20 protein-coding genes are annotated in these 18,685 nt (G+C 62.0%); 6 read left to right on the top strand and 14 right to left on the bottom strand.

What is annotated here, in order from left to right; translation table 11 throughout:
- Nucleotides 1-15: 15 nt before the first annotated feature.
- Both ACZ1HK_RS04600 and ACZ1HK_RS04595 read left to right on the top strand, forming a co-directional pair.
- On the top strand, nt 16-603 hold the full coding sequence (locus ACZ1HK_RS04600) for a pseudouridine synthase (RefSeq protein ID WP_472627662.1): 588 nt from the start codon (nt 16-18) through the stop codon (nt 601-603).
- Nucleotides 600-1,115, top strand: a complete 516-nt coding sequence (locus tag ACZ1HK_RS04595; RefSeq protein WP_472627661.1) for a YdeI/OmpD-associated family protein — start codon at nt 600-602, stop codon at nt 1,113-1,115. The genes ACZ1HK_RS04600 and ACZ1HK_RS04595 overlap by 4 nt, the downstream gene beginning before the upstream one ends.
- Nucleotides 1,116-1,210: 95 nt before the next feature.
- Here ACZ1HK_RS04595 and ACZ1HK_RS04590 read toward each other — a convergent pair whose 3' ends face one another.
- From ACZ1HK_RS04590 to ACZ1HK_RS04570, 5 genes are all read right to left on the bottom strand, one after another.
- Nucleotides 1,211-2,518: a pyruvate dehydrogenase complex dihydrolipoamide acetyltransferase gene (locus ACZ1HK_RS04590; RefSeq protein WP_472627660.1), complete on the bottom strand. Its 1,308-nt coding sequence runs from the start codon at nt 2,516-2,518 to the stop codon at nt 1,211-1,213.
- A gap of 26 nt (nt 2,519-2,544) precedes the next feature.
- A complete protein-coding gene (locus tag ACZ1HK_RS04585; RefSeq protein ID WP_472627659.1) occupies nt 2,545-2,793 on the bottom strand; it encodes a hypothetical protein in 249 nt (82 codons plus the stop codon).
- Nucleotides 2,793-4,154, bottom strand: coding sequence for a pyruvate dehydrogenase complex E1 component subunit beta (locus ACZ1HK_RS04580; RefSeq protein WP_472627658.1), 1,362 nt, complete (start codon nt 4,152-4,154; stop codon nt 2,793-2,795). Before ACZ1HK_RS04580 ends, ACZ1HK_RS04585 begins: the two co-directional genes overlap by 1 nt.
- Entirely contained in the window at nt 4,155-5,183 is a 1,029-nt protein-coding gene (pdhA, locus tag ACZ1HK_RS04575; RefSeq protein WP_472627657.1) for a pyruvate dehydrogenase (acetyl-transferring) E1 component subunit alpha, read from the bottom strand.
- A gap of 147 nt (nt 5,184-5,330) precedes the next feature.
- Entirely contained in the window at nt 5,331-5,624 is a 294-nt protein-coding gene (locus ACZ1HK_RS04570; RefSeq protein WP_472627656.1) for an FtsB family cell division protein, read from the bottom strand.
- 266 nt (nt 5,625-5,890) lie between these two features.
- On the opposite strand from ACZ1HK_RS04570, the gene ACZ1HK_RS04565 reads away from it, so the two are divergent.
- A complete protein-coding gene (locus ACZ1HK_RS04565) occupies nt 5,891-7,489 on the top strand; it encodes an acyl-CoA dehydrogenase family protein (protein WP_472627655.1) in 1,599 nt (532 codons plus the stop codon).
- A 207-nt stretch (nt 7,490-7,696) separates the two neighbouring features.
- Here ACZ1HK_RS04565 and ACZ1HK_RS04560 read toward each other — a convergent pair whose 3' ends face one another.
- The 7 genes from ACZ1HK_RS04560 to ACZ1HK_RS04530 all read right to left on the bottom strand — a co-directional run bounded on the left by ACZ1HK_RS04560 (nt 7,697) and on the right by ACZ1HK_RS04530 (nt 12,697).
- On the bottom strand, nt 7,697-8,587 hold the full coding sequence (locus ACZ1HK_RS04560; protein ID WP_472627654.1) for a fructose bisphosphate aldolase: 891 nt from the start codon (nt 8,585-8,587) through the stop codon (nt 7,697-7,699).
- Nucleotides 8,588-8,679: 92 nt separating this feature from the next.
- The gene (locus ACZ1HK_RS04555; RefSeq protein WP_472627653.1) at nt 8,680-9,855 is read right to left on the bottom strand and encodes a phosphoglycerate kinase; all 1,176 of its coding nucleotides are present in this window, start codon (nt 9,853-9,855) and stop codon (nt 8,680-8,682) included.
- A 4-nt stretch (nt 9,856-9,859) separates the two neighbouring features.
- Nucleotides 9,860-10,273 carry a RidA family protein gene (locus ACZ1HK_RS04550; protein WP_472627652.1) on the bottom strand — a complete coding sequence of 138 codons (414 nt, stop codon included), beginning with the start codon at nt 10,271-10,273 and terminating at the stop codon, nt 9,860-9,862.
- 8 nt (nt 10,274-10,281) lie between these two features.
- Nucleotides 10,282-11,283 carry a type I glyceraldehyde-3-phosphate dehydrogenase gene (gene gap / locus ACZ1HK_RS04545; protein ID WP_472627651.1) on the bottom strand — a complete coding sequence of 334 codons (1,002 nt, stop codon included), beginning with the start codon at nt 11,281-11,283 and terminating at the stop codon, nt 10,282-10,284.
- 120 nt (nt 11,284-11,403) lie between these two features.
- The gene (locus tag ACZ1HK_RS04540; protein WP_472627650.1) at nt 11,404-11,994 is read right to left on the bottom strand and encodes a hypothetical protein; all 591 of its coding nucleotides are present in this window, start codon (nt 11,992-11,994) and stop codon (nt 11,404-11,406) included.
- A 34-nt stretch (nt 11,995-12,028) separates the two neighbouring features.
- Nucleotides 12,029-12,172 carry a hypothetical protein gene (locus ACZ1HK_RS04535; protein WP_472627649.1) on the bottom strand — a complete coding sequence of 48 codons (144 nt, stop codon included), beginning with the start codon at nt 12,170-12,172 and terminating at the stop codon, nt 12,029-12,031.
- A gap of 39 nt (nt 12,173-12,211) precedes the next feature.
- Complete coding sequence (locus ACZ1HK_RS04530; protein ID WP_472627648.1) at nt 12,212-12,697, bottom strand: cupin domain-containing protein; 486 nt, start codon at nt 12,695-12,697, stop codon at nt 12,212-12,214.
- Between the two features lie 147 nt (nt 12,698-12,844).
- Between ACZ1HK_RS04530 and ACZ1HK_RS04525 the strand changes: the two genes are divergently transcribed.
- On the top strand, nt 12,845-13,624 hold the full coding sequence (locus tag ACZ1HK_RS04525) for a HalD/BesD family halogenase (RefSeq protein ID WP_472627647.1): 780 nt from the start codon (nt 12,845-12,847) through the stop codon (nt 13,622-13,624).
- A gap of 78 nt (nt 13,625-13,702) precedes the next feature.
- Complete coding sequence (locus ACZ1HK_RS04520) at nt 13,703-14,113, top strand: hypothetical protein (RefSeq protein WP_472627646.1); 411 nt, start codon at nt 13,703-13,705, stop codon at nt 14,111-14,113.
- A gap of 6 nt (nt 14,114-14,119) precedes the next feature.
- On the opposite strand, the gene gap (ACZ1HK_RS04515) is transcribed toward ACZ1HK_RS04520, so the two are convergent.
- Nucleotides 14,120-15,124 (bottom strand): type I glyceraldehyde-3-phosphate dehydrogenase, encoded by a 1,005-nt coding sequence (gene gap, locus ACZ1HK_RS04515; protein WP_472627645.1) that lies wholly within the window; start codon nt 15,122-15,124, stop codon nt 14,120-14,122.
- A 207-nt stretch (nt 15,125-15,331) separates the two neighbouring features.
- Between gap (ACZ1HK_RS04515) and ACZ1HK_RS04510 the strand changes: the two genes are divergently transcribed.
- A complete protein-coding gene (locus ACZ1HK_RS04510) occupies nt 15,332-16,306 on the top strand; it encodes a DUF808 domain-containing protein (protein ID WP_472627644.1) in 975 nt (324 codons plus the stop codon).
- A gap of 313 nt (nt 16,307-16,619) precedes the next feature.
- On the opposite strand, the gene tkt is transcribed toward ACZ1HK_RS04510, so the two are convergent.
- The gene (gene tkt, locus ACZ1HK_RS04505) at nt 16,620-18,638 is read right to left on the bottom strand and encodes a transketolase (protein WP_472627643.1); all 2,019 of its coding nucleotides are present in this window, start codon (nt 18,636-18,638) and stop codon (nt 16,620-16,622) included.
- Between the last annotated feature and the right edge of the window lie 47 nt (nt 18,639-18,685).

Genomic DNA, 18,685 nt, shown 5'->3' with positions numbered 1-18,685 from the left:
CATTTCGGCGCCGCTATGCTGATCGCCTTCAACAAACCGATGAACGTGCTGAGCCAATTCACGTCCGAGGGCGGCTGGCCCGCCTTGGATGGCTTCGGTCTGCCCAAAGGCGTCTACGCAGCAGGGCGGCTGGACCGCGATAGCGAAGGGCTCTTGCTGCTGACCGATGATGGCGGGTTACAGGCGCGCATCTCTTCACCCAAGTTCAAGAAACCCAAGGTTTACTATGCGCTCGTCGAAGGCGTACCTGACACGCAAGCCCTTGATAAGCTTGCCAAAGGTGTACGCCTGAAAGACGGCCAGACCGCGCCTTGCGCGGTCGAGGCTGTGCCCACGCCTGACTGGATCTGGGACCGCGATCCACCGGTCCGCGTGCGGAAATCCATCACCGATACATGGGTGAAACTGACGCTAAGCGAGGGCAAGAACCGCCAGGTCCGCCGCATGTGCGCGGCCGTCGGTTTCCCCGTTATCCGCCTCGTGCGCTGGTCCATCGGGCCCCACGATCTGCGCGATCTCCCCCGGAAAATGGCGGGAGGTCGTCGGTGTCTGAGGATGAAATCGTCACCGTCCGCTCCCGCGCTGATCTGCGTAAGTGGTTGACAAATAATCACGAAAGCAAGGCGGGCAATGTCTGGCTGGCGACCTACAAAAAGCACCACCCTGATTATCTGCCTTGGCTGGAAGCTGTTGAAGAACTGCTCTGCTGGGGCTGGGTTGATGCCCAAGTTGCGGCTCTTGACGCGGACCGGATGAAGCACCGGATCGCGCCCCGGAAAGAAACCTCCGCCTGGTCCGCCGTGAACAAAGAGATCGTTTTGCGGATGCGCGCCACAGGTCAGATGACCCCCGCCGGCGAGGCCAAGATCGCCGCAGCTGAGGCCAATGGGATGTGGGGTTTTCTGGATGATGTCGAACGTCTGGAAGTGCCAGACGATCTTGCGCAAGCCCTTGGAAAGGCGCGTGAAACCTGGGACGCCTATCCGAGGTCGGTCAAACGGGGCACGCTGGAATGGATCAAGATGGCAAAGACCGCACCAACACGCGCGCGCCGCATCGACGATGTCTCGCAAAGCGCAGGTGCGGGTCTGCGACCGTCGATCTTCAGACGCTGATCGCTCTTAGAGCGTGACCGCTCTCCTCGCCTTTGTCTTCCATTGGTCAAAAATACCTCGGGGAGCGCGAGGGGCTGGCCCTCGCATTCCGACGTTCACGCAAGCATAACCATCGGATTTTCAAGGTTCTCCTTGATCGCTTGCAGGAACTGCGCGCCCAACGCACCGTCGATCACGCGGTGGTCGACCGAGAGTGTGGTCGACATCACCGTCGCGACGGTCAGCTCGCCATCCTCACCCACAACCGGCTTTTTCACGCCGGCGCCAACCGCAAGGATCGAGCCGTGGGGCGGGTTGATGACGGCGTCGAAATTCTCGATCCCGAACATGCCGAGGTTCGAGATTGCGAAGGACCCGCCGACATATTCGTGCGGCATCAATTTGCCGTCGCGTGCGCGGCCTGCGAGGTCTTTCATCTCTGCCGAAAGGGCCGACAAGCTCTTGGTATCGCTGTCTTTCAGAACCGGTGTGAAGAGGCCACCATCGACCGCCACGGCAACCGCCACGTCCGATGGCTTCAGCTTGATCATGCGGTCCCCGGCCCAAACGGCGTTGGCGTCCGGCACCGATTGCAGCGCCAAAGCGCAGGCCTTGATCACGAAGTCGTTGACCGACAGCTTCACGCCGCGCGGCTCAAGCTGTTTGTTGAGCTGGCTGCGGAATTTCAGCAGCGCGTCCAACTGAATGTCGCGGCGCAGGTAGAAATGCGGGATGGTCTGCTTGGCCTCGGTCAGGCGGGCAGCGACCGTTTTGCGCATGCCATTGAGTTTGACCTCTTCAAACTCCCGACCCTCATACATCTTGAGGACCTGTTCAGCGCTCGGGCCAGTGGGCATGGCGCCAGCGGCCGGCGCAGCGGCTGCCGGAGCGGCGGCTGCGGCATGGGCCGCTTCGGCAGCAGGTGCAGCGGTTGCACCTTCCACATCCGCTTTCACGATGCGACCATGGGGGCCGGAGCCTTTGATCTGGCTGAGATCGAGGCCCTTGTCCTTGGCGATCCGCCGCGCCAAGGGCGAGGCGAAAACGCGTGTTCCGTCCGCGGCCGCGGGGGCCGCCGGGGCAGGGGACGCCGCAGCCGGCGCAGGCGCTTCTGCCTCAGCCGGAGCGGCGGCCTCAGCCGCCGGTGCCGCAGTGGGCGCGGGCGCGGCAGAGAAATCTTCGCCCTCTTCGCCGATCAGAGCGATGGGCGTGTTCACCTTCACATTCTCGGTGCCTTCGGCCACCAGGATCTTGCCGATCACGCCTTCATCGACGGCCTCAAACTCCATCGTGGCCTTGTCGGTTTCGATCTCGGCCAGAAGATCACCGGAAGCGACAATATCGCCTTCTTTCACGAGCCATTTGGCGAGTGTGCCTTCCTCCATCGTTGGGGAGAGGGCGGGCATGAGCAGTTCGATGGGCATTGGGGTCGGTCTCCCTAAGCGCGTGCTTATTCGAGGGTCAGGTGAGTGAAGGGCGCGCGCGGCGCGGCGCCCTTTTTCAAAGCCGTGATGGCGTCTTTCAGGTCATGTTGTTGGGCGGCAATCCACTCATAGGCCTGATCGTGGCTTACGGTCGCGTCTGTTCCGTATTGCTGGGACAGGAGCGCGTCCGGCACCAGGGCCACAACCTCGCCCCCGCCCAGATCGACGGAGACGCGGTAGGCGTCAGCGGATGGATTTTTACCCAGGATGCGCATTAGCGATACGTGACCTGTTTGACGGCGGCGATCACCTCATCGGTGGTGATCAGCGCGTGGCGTTCCAGGTTGGCCGCATAGGGCATCGGTACGTCCTTCCCGGTGCAGTTGATGACCGGCGCGTCGAGGTAATCGAACGCGTTCTGCATCAGGTAGGCCGACAGGTGGTTGCCGATGGAGCAGACCGGGAAGCCTTCTTCGATCGTCACGCAGCGGTTGGTCTTCATGACCGAGGCCAGCAGCGTGTCGTAGTCGAGAGGACGCAGGGTGCGCAGGTCGATGACCTCGGCGCTGATACCCTCTTCGGCCAGCTTGTCGGCGGCCTCCAGCGCGTATTGCATCCCGATCCCGAAGGACACGAGCGTCACATCCGTGCCTTCGCGCCAGATCTTGGCTTTGCCGAAGGGTACGGTGAAATCGTCCATATCCGGCACCTCGAACGAGCGGCCATAAAGGATCTCATTCTCAAGGAAAATCACCGGGTTGGGATCGCGGATCGCGGTCTTGAGCAGACCCTTCGCGTCGGCAGCAGCGTAAGGCATAACAACCTTCAGGCCTGGGATTTGGCTATACCAGGCAGCGTAATCCTGGGAGTGCTGCGCGCCCACGCGGGCGGCCGCACCATTGGGGCCTCGGAAGACCATGGGCGCACCCATCTGTCCGCCGGACATGTAGAGCGTCTTGGCCGCCGAATTGATAATATGGTCAATGGCTTGCATGGCGAAGTTGAACGTCATGAATTCAACGATTGGCTTCAGCCCGCCAAACGCCGCGCCAACCCCGATCCCGGCAAAGCCGTGTTCGGTGATGGGCGTGTCGATCACGCGACGGTCGCCGAACTCGTCCAGCAGGCCTTGGGTCACTTTATACGCGCCCTGATACTCGGCCACTTCCTCGCCCATGACGAAGACACCGTCATCGCTGCGCATCTCTTCAGCCATTGCATCGCGCAGGGCTTCGCGGACCGTCTGCGTTTTCATCGCTGTGCCTTCGGGCCAATCGGGGGACTGGTCAACCTTGGGCGCGGCAGGCGCCGCGGCGACGGGCGCTGGCGCCTCGGCTGCGGCAGGGGCCGGCGCGGCTTCAGCCGCCGGTGCAGGGGCGGCAGACATATCCTCACCCTCTTCGCCGATCAGCGCGATGGGTGTGTTCACCTTCACGTTCTCGGTGCCTTCCGCGATCAGGATCTTGCCGATCACGCCTTCATCGACGGCCTCGAATTCCATCGTCGCCTTGTCGGTCTCGATCTCGGCCAGAATGTCGCCGGAATTCACGGTATCGCCTTCTTTCACCAGCCATTTGGCTAGCGTGCCTTCCTCCATCGTGGGGGAGAGGGCGGGCATCAGAATTTCTACAGCCATTTACACAGCCTCCCCTTGCGGAATTTCTTCGGCGTAGATGTCGGTCCAGAGTTCTTCGAGCGCGGGCTCGGGGCTTTCTTTGGCGAATTCAGCGCTCTCGTTCACGATCTCCTTGATCTCCTTGTCGATCGCCTTGAGGTCTTCTTCGGAGGCATGGCCACCGGTCAGGAGCATCTGGCGCACATGTTCGATGGCGTCGCGCTTTTCGCGCATTTCCTGCACCTCTTCGCGGGTGCGGTACTTCGCCGGGTCGGACATGGAGTGGCCGCGATAGCGGTAGGTCTTGATCTCAAGAATGTACGGGCCTTTGCCCGCGCGGCAGTGCGCGACGGCCTTTTCGCCCGCGGCCTTCACGGCCAGCACGTCCATGCCGTCCACTTCTTCGCCTTCGATCCCGTAGGCGGCGCCCCGTTCCCAATAGGAAGGGGAGTGGGTCGAGCGTGCGGTCGACGTGCCCATGGCGTATTGGTTGTTTTCGATCACAAAGATGCAAGGCAGGCCCCAAATTTCGGCCATGTTGTAGGCCTCGTAGACCTGGCCCTGGTTGGCCGCGCCGTCGCCGAAATAGGTGAAGGTGACGCGGTCATTGCCCTTGTACTTGTCGGAGAAAGCGAGGCCCGCACCAATTGGCACTTGTGCTGCAACGATGCCGTGGCCGCCGTAGAAATGCTTCTCTTTCGAGAACATGTGCATCGAGCCGCCTTTGCCTTTGGAATAGCCGCCTTCGCGGCCCGTCAGCTCGGCCATCACGCCTTTTGGATCCATGCCACAGGCCAGCATATGCCCGTGATCGCGGTAGGAGGTGATGCGTTTGTCACCTTCTTCCGCCGCGGCCTCGAGCCCCACCACAACGGCTTCCTGCCCGATATACAGGTGGCAGAAGCCCCCGATCAGGCCCATTCCATAAAGCTGACCGGCCTTTTCCTCGAACCGGCGGATCAGCAGCATGTCGCGGTAATATTCCTTCAGCTCGTCGGCTGAAACATTCGGCTTGGCAGGTGCCTTTGCCGTGGCTTTGCGTGCGGCCATTCTTCGCCTCTCCTCCCCCAAAACGGGAATAGTTTAACGTTGAACTATTCCTTAGCAGCAAAGTTCCAAAGAGTCTTCCCGTCAACCTGACGCAGGGGAACAGTCCCGTTATGCAACGGGCGCAGAGCTTGACCTAGGGGCAGAGAGTTAAGGGAGGATCAGTTCATCCGGGCGCGCATAACCCAGGACGTTGCGCACACGCTCATCAAGCAGATCGATATCAAGGTAGTCATCCGACAAACGACGGGTGAGGATTTCCATGCGATCCACCTGCGCCTCAAGACGCGCCAGTTCTTCCTCAAGCCGGTCACGCTCGGCCTCCACCTGGATGCGCTGGAACAGGCCGTTGTTCCCCTGCACCGCAGTGAAGGTGAAATAGAAACCGATCAGGAACAGCATCCCCGGAACAATAGCCCGGGTCAGCGATAGGGTACGCCACATGGTTCTGCCTCAAACGGGCCGGTTGGCCCACAAGTCCGTGTCGCCCCAATGGGGCGGATAGATCACAACGCCTCTGACGGGCGCATTGGGGGAGATTCGCACATTCCAGCGGCTTTGGGAATCCCCCGTGACGGATTGCGATTCGCAGGCCTGAAGCACTTTGCGTTTTATCCGAGGCACTCTTATCGCGTTCCGCGTTCGCGCCATCGGCGCGAGGCAGCGGGTTGCGATTCAAATCAAACGCAAAGTGATCTAATCTTGCGCCCATGGAGCCGCGCTCAGATCTGCCGACGCATGACGTGTCAAACCAACCGCCGCCGAAGGGGGATCGGGATTTGTGGGCGCGCGATCCGGTTCTGCGCGATCATGCGCACGGCGCTGATGTTCAGGCCCTGCAACTCCAGGCCGCGGCCCTCGGCACCACTGAGATGGCGGAGGCCGCCCGTGCCGCAAACCGCAACGGGCCTGACCTTCGGCTGTTCGATGCGGGCGGACGGCGTCTGGACGAGGTGCACTTTCATCCAGCCTATCATGGGTTTCTCGACCTCGGTTTGAGTGCTGGTTACGCGTCCTGCCCCTGGACCGGCGGACACCACCTGACCCACGCAGGCATGGTCTACCTGCATTCTCAGGTAGAGCCCGGCACCTGCTGCCCGATGACCATGAGTTACGCCGCCGTGCCCGCTTTGCGCGGCAGCGGGGACGTGGGTGATCTGTGGGCGTCAAAGCTGGCAGTCCCCGTCTACGATCCAACGATCGCGCCGATCTCTGCAAAGGCGGGTGTCACGCTTGGCATGGCCATGACCGAAAAGCAGGGCGGCTCAGACGTGCGCGCCAATACGACCCGCGCTGAGTGCGCAGCGGAGGGTTGGCGGCTTACTGGGCACAAATGGTTTTGCTCCGCGCCGATGTCCGATGGTTTTCTGACGCTCGCGCAAGCGCCCGGCGGGCTGACCTGCTTTCTGGTGCCCCGGTGGCTGGAGGATCAGCGCAACGCCATACACATATTGCGGCTGAAGGACAAATTGGGGAACCGCTCCAATGCCTCCGCCGAGATCGAATACCACGGGGCATTTGCCCATATGATCGGCGAGGAGGGGGACGGTGTCCGGACCATTCTGGCCATGGTCCATCACACGCGCCTCGACACGGCCATGGCACCGGCCGGGCTTATGCGGGCCGCGCTGGACCATGCCCATCACTGGGTCAGTCACCGCGCCGCCTTCCAGCGCCGTCTGGTCGATCAACCGCTCATGCGGCAGGTGCTGGCCGATCTGGTGCTGGATTGGGAAGGTGCGACCGCCTTGGCCTTGCGCGTGGCCCGCGCCTTTGATGATCCCACCCAGGCGCCGTTTGCCCGCGTTGCGGTGGCACTTGCGAAGTTCCTCAACAACAAACTGGCCCTGCACGTAATCGGAGAAGCGATGGAGGTGTTGGGCGGCATGGGATATGTCGAGGATACACCCTTGCCGATGCTCTACCGCGAAGCGCCGCTGAACGGGATCTGGGAAGGCTCCGGCAACATCATCTGCCTCGATATCTTGCGCAGCCTCGCGCGCGACCCGGGTTGTGCCGAGGCGCTCCACGCGGCACTCATGGCCCCCAAAGGCGCGTCAAAGCCCTATGATGCCGCCTTGGCGCAGCATCAAGCCACATGGTCCGAGCCGCCGGATGACGCCCAGGCCCGCCGCTTCGCCTATGAGACCGCCACGCTTTTGACCGCCGCGACCCTGATCGGGGCCGCCCCGTCCGCGATCGCTGACGCGTTTTGCGCCACGCGTCTCGGCATGAACGGAGCGCCTGTGGCCGGCGCCGTGCCTCTATGCGACCCGAGCTCCATTCTCGCCCGTCTCGCCGCGGGCTGACGCTACCAGTCTAATGGCTTCGCGCTTTTGTCTTCCACTGGTTCAAAATACCTCGGGGGAGGCGCAGCCGGGGGCAGCGCCCCCAATTTCCAACAAAATCCCCGATTGCCAAAGCCACAGGACCAGAGCATATGCCGCGCGCGTCAGCGCGCGGCCCCGGGCGACCGCGAAGCGGGCGCAATCCCTGTCTCAGAAACGCACCAAGGCTCAGGTGATCGAAGCTGCGTGGATCTCGTCAATTGTCCGCTCGATGGCCCCGTTGAACGCGGCATCATCTTGCTCGGCCGAAAGCCCTTCGGTCAGCGCGCGGCTGAAGCTTGCGATAACTCCGTGGTTCGCGGCCAGGCGTCGATTGGCTTCCTCCCGCGCATAGCCCCCCGACAGGGCGACCACCCGCATCACGCGCGGATGGGACACAAGCGGAGCATAGTGATCGGGTGCCTCCGGCAGGGTCAGCTTCAGCATGATCTGACGGTCGGCAGGAACGTTCTCCAACTCCGCCAGAATGGCGTCCAAAAGCATCGCCTCGGACTCGGCCTTGTCCGGGGCGTTGATCGAAACCTCCGGCTCGATGATTGGCACCATGTCCGCGTCCAGTACTTCGTCGCCGATGCGAAACTGCTGCGCCACATTAGCCTTGATGCCTGACCCATCGGCCCCGCCGATGACCGAGCGCGCCTTTGAGCCAAAAATGCCATTGGCCTTGGCCCGCGCCAGCTTGTCGGACAGGGTCTTGATCGGTTTGAGCAATTGCACCCCGTCCTTTGCTTCGTCCAGACCGTCATCGATCTTCAGAAACGGCACCACGTTGCGGTCTTCCCACAGATACTGGGCCGAGGGGCGACCTGCGATCTCACGGTCCATGGTCTTCTCGAACAGGATCGCGCCGATCACCTTCTTGCCGGTGAACGCAGGCGCGGAAGCGATGCGGGTCCGCATCTGGTGGATCAGATCGAACATCTCGTCGTCCGAGCGGTAGGCGTCTTCCGCCACCCCGTAAAGCTTCAAAGCCTTCGGCGTAGAGCCACCGGACTGATCCAGCGCAGCGATAAAGCCCGCGCCGTTTTGCATTTGTGCGATCTGCTCTGGGGTCGGCATGCCCGTCTCCTGCAATCAATGAATGCAGGCGGTCTATGACGTCGGGCAGGGCGCCACAATCATGGTACCGCTATCAGTGCGCCATATCCGGGCTAGGCCCGCATCAGCGCGGCGACACCGGGCAAGGTCTTGCCCTCCATCCATTCAAGGAATGCGCCGCCTGCGGTCGAGATATAGGTGAACTGATCGGCCACGCCTGCGTGGTTGAGCGCGGCAACTGTGTCACCGCCACCGGCGACCGAAACGATGTCTTCGGCAATCGTGGCGATCCCGGCCAGTTTTGCCGCGCGCACGGTCGCTGCATCAAACGGCGCCATCTCGAAGGCGCCAAGCGGGCCGTTCCATACCAGCGTCGTGCATTCCTGCAAAAGCGTGTCGAACGCCGCCACGGTTGCAGGCCCCGCATCCAGGATCATCGCATCGTCGGGGCAGGCGTCAGCCGCGAGCGTCTCGGACGGGGCATGGGCCTTGAACTCACGCGCGACGACGATGTCGACGGGCAAATGGATGGTGCAGCCCGTTGTCTCTGCCTTCGCCATGATCGCCCGCGCTGTGTCAGCCAGATCATGCTCGCAGAGCGATGTGCCCACGGGTTTCCCCTGCGCGGCAAGGAAGGTGTTCGCCATGCCGCCGCCGATCACGAGGTGGTCGACCTTTTCGATCAGGTTGCTCAACAGATCCAGTTTTGAGGATACCTTTGCGCCGCCGACCACAGCCATCACAGGCCGCAGTGGCTTGCCAAGCGCCTTTTCCAAGGCACCCAATTCTTCCGCCATCAATCGACCCGCGCAGTTTGGCAACAGCTTCGCCACGCCTTCAGTCGAGGCATGGGCGCGGTGCGCTGCCGAAAATGCATCGTTGCAGTAGATGTCACCAAGGGACGCAAGGAAGGCCGCCATTTTCGGGTCATTCGCCTCTTCCATCGCGGAAAAGCGCGTGTTTTCGATCAGGACCGGGCCGGTTGCGGCCTCTAGCGTGGCGCGGTCCGGGCGCTCGATGAAGGTCACGGTTTGTCCCAGCGCGGTCTCAAGCGCGGGTAGAGTCACGCGCAGGCTCATCTCGGGCACGAATTGACCCTTGGGCCGTCCGAAATGCGCCAGCATCACCGGGCTGCCGCCCGCTGCCAGAATATCTTTTATCGTCGGCACGATCCGTTCGATGCGGGTCGTGTCCGTGACCTTGCCGTCCTCCACCGGCACGTTGATGTCCACGCGGGTCAGGACGATCTTGCACGCAAGATCCATGTCGTCGAGGGTGTTCCAGGTCATTTGGTTAGTCCGTCGATTTGAAGCGGTCCGCGGGGATCACGGCGATGCATTGCAGTTCCACCAATAACTCAGGATCGGCGAGGCCTGCCACCATGATTGCTGTGGAAACCGGCCCGTGCTCAGGCAAGAACCGCTCGGCTCTTGCGGCGCTTATCTTTGGCCAGTCGTCGCGGTCAATAAGATAGGTGGTCATCGACACGAGATCGTCGAGCTTTCCACCAACCTCCGCGAGTATCGTCGCAATGTGATCCAGTGCGGCATGGGTCTGCGCCTTGGCATCACCCATGTGCAGGATTTGCCCATCCGCATCCCAGGCGACTTGGCCGGTGATGTGGATCGTGTGGCCATCCGGGGCGGCCACGCCGTGTTGCATCGGGAACCCGCGCGATGGCCAAAGCCCGCGCGGGTTGATGTTCACCCGTCGCTTCAAATGAGCTTGCCCATGGCCACAGCCGTGTCGCTCATCCGGTTGGAGAAGCCCCATTCGTTGTCATACCAGCTGAGGATACGGACCATGTTGCCGTCCAGCACCTTGGTCTGATCGAGATGGAAGACCGACGAATGCGGATCGTGGTTGAAGTCCATGCTCACCAGCGGCTCGTCCGTGTAGCCAAGCACACCTTTCAGCGGGCCGTCGGCGGCGGCGATGATCGCGTTGTTGACCTCTTCGACCGTGGTGGCCTTGGAGGCCTCGAACGTCAGGTCTACGACTGAAACGTTGGGTGTGGGCACGCGGATCGCGACACCGTCGAGCTTGCCGTTGAGTTCCGGCAGAACCAGTCCGACGGCCTTTGCGGCTCCGGTCGAGGTCGGGATCATCGACATGGCAGCGGCGCGGGCGCGGTAGAGATCCTTGTGCATCGTATCCAGCGTGGGCTGATCGCCGGTATAGCTGTGGATCGTCGTCATGAAGCCTTTGGTGATGCCCACGGCGTCGTTGAGGACCTTGGCGACCGGCGACAGGCAGTTCGTGGTGCACGATGCGTTCGAGACGACGATGTCGTCAGAGGTCAGGCTGTCATGGTTCACGCCGTAGACGATCGTCTTGTCTGCATCCTTGCCCGGCGCCGAGATCAGCACGCGGCTGGAGCCGTTTTCCAGATGCGCCTGGCACGCCTCTTTCGAGGTGAAGATACCGGTGCATTCCAGAACGATATCAACATGGCCCCAGGGCAGGTCGGCGGGGTTGCGGATCGCCGTCACTTCCATCGGGCCCCGGCCCACGTCGATGGTGGTCTCGGTTGTGGTCACGGTGGCGGGGAAGCGGCCATGGACGCTGTCATAGCGCAGCAGGTGCGCATTGGTTTCCACCGGGCCCAGATCGTTGATGGCGACGACTTCGATATCGGTGCGGCCGGATTCGATGATGGCGCGCAGCACGTTGCGCCCGATACGACCAAATCCGTTGATGGCGACTTTTACGGCCATGTGTGAGCCTCCTGACTTCCCATGTCGGCGCGGGGCTGCGTGCATCGCAAGGCCACCCGCGCATGTGTTAGCGGTAACACCGGCTCCTTACCGCGCATCGCACGGGTTGGGAAGGGCCGATCATTGCACATCCGCGCTGCATTCGGTCGGGGGTGGGGGCGGCGCGTCTGCCGCAAGAACGCGGTCCACGTCGATACCGATATTGCGGGCGCGTGCATCGGACAGCTCCGCAAATAGGGGCGCATCTTCTGCGAGCGGCGTGCCGCAGATGCGGCCAATCAGCTCATAATCGTCGTGCGCCGCGGGGCGCCCAAGGCCGCCCTCGCGCAAAGCCGCATTCGGGCGATAGACCGAAAACTGGCCGTCCGCCTCGAAATACAGGGTGATTTGCGCGTGCAATTCCTCTCGATGGTCGATTGCGACCTCCGCGGTCCAGGCCTCACCGGTCGTCCATTCCATCCAAACCACCTGCAAGCTGACCTCTGAGCGATTGAAAAGACTCTGACGTGGAACGTGGCCTGATACGCTGCCCCCACCTCCGTAGCTGGTATCTGCCGTCCAATCGGCGACTTCAAAACCCCACGGGATGATCTCGGCCCCATTGAAATGCACGTCATATAGGACGGGCCAATTGCGCGGGGCGCCTGCGTCATAGCTGATCGGACGGGAGGTGTTGAAAAGCCACCCCCACCGAACCAAATCAAAAGCCACAGCAATAGACCTGCCACAAGGCTTAGCGACAGCTTCAGCGCCAAAAGGCCATCCAGCGCAAAAGCTCTGCGAATTTACGAGCGAGAAACAGGGAATTCGACCAACCGAACAACACCGCATCCACCGCAAGGCAGGCGGCGAGCACGATCCCGATCCATATGGCAAGCGCATTTGTCATCGCGGCGGACCCTGCCATGGGCAGCAGGCAGGCGGAAGGCTATTTCTTCGCGCCAAGCGTCGGGTTGCTGATCGCGTCAATGTCGACAAGTCCGTAGTCCAGCCCCTTGTTGCGGAAGATGCGTTTGCCCTGCCGCAGGTAGTCGCCGACATCGTGATCCAGCCGCTGCCCCATGACGAGGATGCGCAGGGTTTGGGTGCCCGTATTGACGATCGTATGTCCCAGCCCGCCCGCACGATAGCCGATGAAGTCCCCCGGCCCGATGGCGTGCTCATCTTCGCCGATCGTCGCGGTTCCCGTGCCCGACAGGATAAAGACGGCCTCATCCTCGTGGTAATGGACGTGGTATTCGGTTGTCTCATCACCCGGCGCCACCTCGATCACATGGATGCCGAGGCCCGTCAGCCCGGTGGCATCGCCCAGTGATTTGTTGATCCGCTTGGCATTGGGGTTGCGGAAGTGAACCTTCGCCAAACCCTCCATCGCTTCGATTTCGGCGGCTGTAATCAGATAGGTGTCCGTCATCGTCCGTCCCTCCGGCAAAGGTGATGGCCCAAGGATGGGCGGAGGGGCAGCGCGCGTAAAGCGCGTTTCAATCGCAATATGTCATTTCAGCTTTCAACCGGGCCTTGGGATTGGCAGGGTCAGGTACAGCGCAGAGGGAGAGCCAAGATGAAGATCGACGATATCGTCAACACCGGGCAATACCCGCTGACCGATATGGCCTTCGGTGCGGCCTGCGCGGATACGCTGACCCGTGACGGCGTTCTCGTCCTGCCGGATTTCATCCAGCCAAAGGCCTTGGCCGCGATGCAGGCGGAAGCGCGTGCGGGGGAGGGTGACGCTTATTTCTGTGCCCAGACGCACTCCGTCTACCTTTCGCCAGCCAATCCCGACTTTCCTGAAAGCCACCCGGCCAACCGTCAGGTCACCTCCTCCAAAGGCTGCATCTGCGACGACATCATCGCCGACACCTCCCCTTTGCGCCGTCTCTACGACGATGCCGGGTTTCGCGCCTTTGTCATGGCAGCAACGGGCGAGACACAGCTGCACGCCTATGCCGACCCTCTGTCGTCCATCAACATTCACTACGCAAAGAGGGGCCAGGAATTGGGGTGGCATTTCGACAACTCCTCCTTTGCGATCACGCTGCTGATCGAAAAGCCCGATGCCGGCAGCCGTTTTGAATACATCAAGGACCTGCGCGATGCCGATGCGGGCGAGATGAACTATGACGGCGTTGCGGCCCTGCTGGATGGCGCAACCACCCCCGACGTTCTGCAGATGGAGCCTGGAACCCTGGTCCTGTTCCGGGGCCGCAACTCCATCCACCGGGTCAGCCCCAATGAAAGCGACAAGACGCGGATGCTGGCCGTTCTGGCCTATAATGCGGAACCCGGCGTGGAATTGTCGGAAAGCGCGCGGATGACCTTTTACGGGCGTCTTGCCTGACCGTTCCCACTGAAAACGTTGACGGAATGCCTGTGCTGTGGAACGCTAACCGGTAACACCAACAAACCGGTCATTCCCATGACCCTCGAAGAATTCTTCCGCGAAAATGCGCGCCTGTTTTCCGTGGGCGATGTTGCCGCATCCGCCGCCTGCGTGGACGTGCCGATGACGGCACGCGTGGCCGGATCAAACTTCGCGGCCAACACGCTTGACGATATTGTCGTGGCACTGGCCGTGTTTCGCCAGAACCTGTTGGTCGAGAGTTTCCAAAGCCTCGAAATCACGGAATTCTACGCGACGGAGCCCGTGGACCGAAAAGCTCAGGCGTTCGTGCGCTATCTGATCACAAACGACACCGGCGGTGAGATTGACACGTTCGACGCTTCGTTCATCTGTCGTCAGACGGATGCAGGCGGTTGGATGATCTTCGACGCCGAAAGCCTGCCGCCCGCCAAAGACCGGTTCCTGCAAGGCATTCCGCTGACCTGATTGGCTTTAGTGCATCAAGCGACCCATGGCGCCTGCCACATCGGCCATCCGCACTGAAAAGCCCCATTCATTGTCGTACCAGGCCAGAACACGCACCGTCCGCCCGCCGACGACCTTGGTCTGGTCCGGAGCAAAGATGCTCGAATGCGGCGTGTGGTTGAAATCGATGGAAACCTTGGGTTCCGGGTCGTAGGCCAAAACCGCGCCCATATGACCTGCAGCGGCCTCGGCCACCACTTCGTTCACGTCTGCCACACTCACATCGCGCGCGGCCTCAAACGTCAGGTCCACTGCTGAGACGTTGGGGGTGGGAACCCGCAGGGCGGTGCCGTCAAGCTTGCCCTCCATCTCAGGCAGAACCTCAGACAGCGCCTTTGCCGCGCCGGTGGAGGTCGGGATCATCGCCATCGCAGCGGCGCGTGCGCGGTATAGGTCCTTGTGGCGACGGTCCAATGTTGGCTGGTCGCCGGTATAGCTGTGGATCGTCGTCATGATCCCGCGTTCGATCCCAATCGCCTCGTTCAAAACTTTCACCAGCGGCGCGAGGCAATTGGTCGTGCACGACCCGTTCGAGATCATCCGATCTTCCGCCAAAAGATCGCGGTGGTTCACACCGTAGACAATCGTGCGGTCGACGTTGGTGGCAGGGGCCGAGATCAGGACCTTCTTGGCCCCACGCTCAAGATGCACGGCGCTTTTGCGACCATCATTGAACTTGCCGGTGCATTCCAGGACCACATCGCAGCCCTCCCAATCCAGCTCCTCCAGCTCATAGGTCGAGAAGACCTTCATTGGCCCGCGCCCCAGGTCCATGGTATCGCCGTCGACCCGGACTTCACCGGGGAAGCGGCCATGCACGCTGTCGTAGCGCAGCAAGTGGGCGTTGGTCTCAATCGGGCCAGTCGCATTGATTTTGACCACCTGCACATCATTGCGCGCCGATTCAGCGATGTGGGCCAGCGTGGCGCGCCCGATCCGGCCGAAGCCGTTGATGCCGAGGGTGATGGTCATGTGCTCGCCTCCTCAAATCCGTGCCTTTTCGATAGGGGGTGCGGCGGCGTGTGAAAACCCAAAAGCCCGGCCTTTTCCGTATGTTAGCGGAAACGGTTGCGCAAACATGCGCTGGTGGCGCTAACGGGGACGGGAACCCGGTACGGGTGGACGTGGTTGGCCATCATTGTATATGGCGACACAAAGCAAGCGCGTGGAGACAGGCAGATGAGCGGACTTCTGGCCCTTTTGGACGATGTGGCAGCCATTGCGAAAGTGGCCGCGGCCTCCGTCGATGATGTGATTGCACAGGCCGGCAAGGCTGGTGCCAAGGCCGCGGGTGCCGTGATCGACGATGCTGCCGTCACGCCGAAATATGTGCACGGGTTCGAGGCCAGGCGCGAATTGCCCATCGTGTGGAAGATCGCGCGCGCCTCCATCTTCAACAAACTGGTGATCCTTCTGCCTGCGGCGCTCATCCTGTCGGTGTTCGCGCCCTGGCTGATCCCGGTTTTCCTGATCTTTGGCGGCGCTTACCTGTGTTTTGAAGGGGCCGAAAAGGTCCACCATTGGCTGTCCCCCAAACACCATGACGTAGAAGAGCTGGTGGCCAAGAAGATGTCCGCTGAAGACAGCGCGCATCTGGAAGAGCAGAAGGTGAAAGGCGCCATCAAGACCGACTTCATCCTGTCGGCCGAGATCATGACAATTGCACTCGCCGCGCTTGAGACGGACTCGCTCTGGTTCCGTGGCGCGGCTTTGGCCGTTGTGGCCGTGGGCATCACCGTTCTGGTCTACGGCGCGGTCGCCCTGATCGTGAAGGCCGATGATGTGGGCCTGCACATGGCGTCGAACGGGCGCCTTGGCGCGACCCAGAAAATTGGGGAGGCCATCGTGCGTGGCATGCCGACCTTCTTGAAGGTGCTGACCTTTGTGGGCACTTTGGCGATGCTCTGGGTCGGCGGCTCCATCATCCTGCATGCGGTGGCCGAGATCGGCTGGCACGCCCCCGAGGATTGGGTGAAGGATGTGGCCGAACGCCTCGCGGGCGAGCAAGGCTTTGGCAATTGGCTGGTGAAGGCTGTGATCGACGGCATCGGCGGGCTGATCCTTGGCCTCTTGTTGATCCCCGTCGTGACCAAGGTCCTCGCGCCGCTGATGCGCGCCATTGGTCTTGGGGGCAAGGCGGAAGAGGCGCACTGAATTCGCATCGCGCAGGGCCGTCGAAAAAGGTTAACGAAGGCGCTGTTTCATTGCAACTTCAATACCTTGACCCCCGGTTGCAACCTTGCAACCGGCACATCCCGCTCTTCTTTGTTCCACGAAAATGCCCGCCGGAGGCGTTCGCAATACCTGCCCCGCATGGCCCGTCGCAACTGAAATGCCATGGTCACACCCCGCGCCGCGGCGACGCGGGCGTCAGCCCGCCCGCCGCGCTACGCCCAACGGGAGGGGGGCCGCGTAAGCGGCGCCGCCGACGGGCGGGAGCGCCTGGGCCCAATCCCTGGTGCGACGTTTATTTGAGAAGCGAATTCACCTTGTCGGCCACAGCCTCTGCGGTGATCCCGAAATGCTCGTAAAGCTCGCCTGCTGGCGCAGACGCGCCAAAATCGTGCATGCCGACAAAGCCCGACTTCTCACGCTTGCCGCGCTCGCCGTAGAGCCAGCGGTCCCAGCCAAAGCGGATCGCGGCCTCAACGGCCACCCGCACGGGACCGCCCGGCAAAACGCGCTTGCGGTAGCGCTCGTCTTGCTCCTCGAACAGCTCCCAGCAGGGCATGGACACAACGCGCGTGCCGATCCCATCAGCCTGCAACAGGTCCCGCGCGGCCATGGCAATCGCAACCTCGCTGCCCGTTGCCATCAGGATCGCCTGACGCTTGCCTTCGGCATCGGCCAGTATGTACGCGCCTTGCTCGGTCAGGTTCTTTGTCTTGTGCTCGGTCCGCAACGTCGGCAGCCCCTGCCGCGACAGGGCGAGGGTCGACGGCGTCTCGCGGCTGGAAATCGCAATCTCCCACGCCTCCGCCGTCTCGACCGCGTCGGCGGGGCGGAAGACGTTCATGTTTGGCGTTGCGCGCAGCATGGCGAGATGCTCCACCGGTTGGTGCGTGGGGCCATCTTCGCCGACACCGATCGAGTCGTGGGTCATCACATAGACGGGCGCGATCTTCATCAGCGCCGACAGACGCATCGACGGGCGGGCGTAGTCGGTGAAGGTGAAGAATGTCCCGCCATAGGGCTTCACACCGCCGTGCAAATACATGCCGTTCATCGCGGCAGCCATCGCATGTTCGCGGATGCCATAGTGGATGTGGCGGCCCTTGCGGTCGTCCGGGCCGAAGATACCCAGATCGGGCGTGTTCGTCAGGTTCGACCCCGTCAGGTCCGCGGATCCCCCCAGCGTCTCAGGCACAACCGCGTTGATGACCTCCAGCGCCATCTGGCTGGCCTTGCGCGTGGCAACCTTTGGCTGCTCTTCCGACAGGGCCTTCTTATGCGCCTTGATCGCCGCGCTCAACTTCTTGGGCATCTCACCGGCAAAGGCGCGTTCAAATTCGGCTTTCTTACCTGCGGAAAGGGCGGCAAAGCGATCTTCCCAATCCTTGCGCGTGCCAACGCCGCGCTGGCCCACGCTTTCCCACCAGCTTTTCAGGTCAGCAGGGATTTCAAACGCGCCATGCGTCCAACCGTAGGCGGCCTTGGTGTCGGCCACCAGTGTCGGGTCCGTCAATGCGCCGTGGCCCTTGGCCGTGTCCTGCGCGCTTGACCCGATGGCGATATGCGTCTTGCAGGCGATCATCGCAGGGCGCGGCGAGGCCTTGGCCTCGGTCAGCGCGCGGTCGATATCTTCGGGATCGTGGCCGTCGCAGCTGAAAACATCCCAACCCGACGCCGCAAATCGTGCCTTCTGGTCCGTCACATCGGACATGGACACGTTGCCATCGATGGTGATGCCATTGTCATCCCACATCACGATGAGGCGGCTCAGTTCCTGGCGGCCGGCCAGCGCAATGGCCTCCTGACTCACGCCCTCCATCAGGCAGCCGTCCCCGGCAATGCAGTAGGTGTAGTGATCAATTATCTTCTTGCCCCACCGCGCGCGCAAGGATTCCTCGGCCATCGCAAAGCCCACGGCATTCGCAATGCCTTGCCCAAGTGGTCCTGTCGTCGTCTCGACCCCTGGCACATGGCCGTATTCCGGATGGCCTGCGGTGATCGCGCCCAATTGGCGGAAGTTCTTCACCTGCTCCAGTGTCATCGCCTCGTACCCCGTGAGGTAGAGCAGCGAATAGATCAGCATGGAGCCATGGCCCGCCGACAGGACGAAGCGGTCGCGGTTTGGCCAGTCAGGCTTGGAGGCATCAAAGCTGAGATGTTTGTCGAACAGAACCGTCGCCACATCGGCCATTCCCATCGGCATACCGGAATGCCCGGAATTCGCGGCGGCAACGGCATCCAGCGTCAGCGTGCGGATGCAGGCGGCGCGCGCCCAATGGTCGGGATTGCGGGCGGCGAGGGCTTTGAGATCCATCGTGGGAACATTCCTTTTGGCAGCAAGCAAGCGGAGCTGATCCTCCG

It is taken from the genome of Gymnodinialimonas sp. JB5-7, from assembly GCF_055693405.1.
The sequence above is the reverse complement of the archived record's forward strand: the minus strand, read 5'-3'. Positions and strand labels throughout refer to the sequence as shown.

Bases quoted from the DNA above. Each gene is read 5' to 3' on its own strand.
- ACZ1HK_RS04600 (WP_472627662.1), top strand. From the start codon at position 16: ATGCTGATCGCCTTCAACAAACCGATGAACGTGCTGAGCCAATTCACG.
- ACZ1HK_RS04590 (WP_472627660.1), bottom strand. From the start codon at position 2,518: ATGCCCATCGAACTGCTCATGCCCGCCCTCTCCCCAACGATGGAGGAA.
- ACZ1HK_RS04585 (WP_472627659.1), bottom strand. From the start codon at position 2,793: ATGCGCATCCTGGGTAAAAATCCATCCGCTGACGCCTACCGCGTCTCC.
- ACZ1HK_RS04580 (WP_472627658.1), bottom strand. From the start codon at position 4,154: ATGGCTGTAGAAATTCTGATGCCCGCCCTCTCCCCCACGATGGAGGAA.
- pdhA (WP_472627657.1), bottom strand. From the start codon at position 5,183: ATGGCCGCACGCAAAGCCACGGCAAAGGCACCTGCCAAGCCGAATGTT.
- ACZ1HK_RS04570 (WP_472627656.1), bottom strand. From the start codon at position 5,624: ATGTGGCGTACCCTATCGCTGACCCGGGCTATTGTTCCGGGGATGCTG.
- ACZ1HK_RS04565 (WP_472627655.1), top strand. From the start codon at position 5,891: ATGGAGCCGCGCTCAGATCTGCCGACGCATGACGTGTCAAACCAACCG.
- ACZ1HK_RS04560 (WP_472627654.1), bottom strand. From the start codon at position 8,587: ATGCCGACCCCAGAGCAGATCGCACAAATGCAAAACGGCGCGGGCTTT.
- ACZ1HK_RS04555 (WP_472627653.1), bottom strand. From the start codon at position 9,855: ATGACCTGGAACACCCTCGACGACATGGATCTTGCGTGCAAGATCGTC.
- gap (WP_472627651.1), bottom strand. From the start codon at position 11,283: ATGGCCGTAAAAGTCGCCATCAACGGATTTGGTCGTATCGGGCGCAAC.
- ACZ1HK_RS04535 (WP_472627649.1), bottom strand. From the start codon at position 12,172: ATGACAAATGCGCTTGCCATATGGATCGGGATCGTGCTCGCCGCCTGC.
- ACZ1HK_RS04530 (WP_472627648.1), bottom strand. From the start codon at position 12,697: ATGACGGACACCTATCTGATTACAGCCGCCGAAATCGAAGCGATGGAG.
- ACZ1HK_RS04525 (WP_472627647.1), top strand. From the start codon at position 12,845: ATGAAGATCGACGATATCGTCAACACCGGGCAATACCCGCTGACCGAT.
- ACZ1HK_RS04520 (WP_472627646.1), top strand. From the start codon at position 13,703: ATGACCCTCGAAGAATTCTTCCGCGAAAATGCGCGCCTGTTTTCCGTG.
- gap (WP_472627645.1), bottom strand. From the start codon at position 15,124: ATGACCATCACCCTCGGCATCAACGGCTTCGGCCGGATCGGGCGCGCC.
- ACZ1HK_RS04510 (WP_472627644.1), top strand. From the start codon at position 15,332: ATGAGCGGACTTCTGGCCCTTTTGGACGATGTGGCAGCCATTGCGAAA.
- tkt (WP_472627643.1), bottom strand. From the start codon at position 18,638: ATGGATCTCAAAGCCCTCGCCGCCCGCAATCCCGACCATTGGGCGCGC.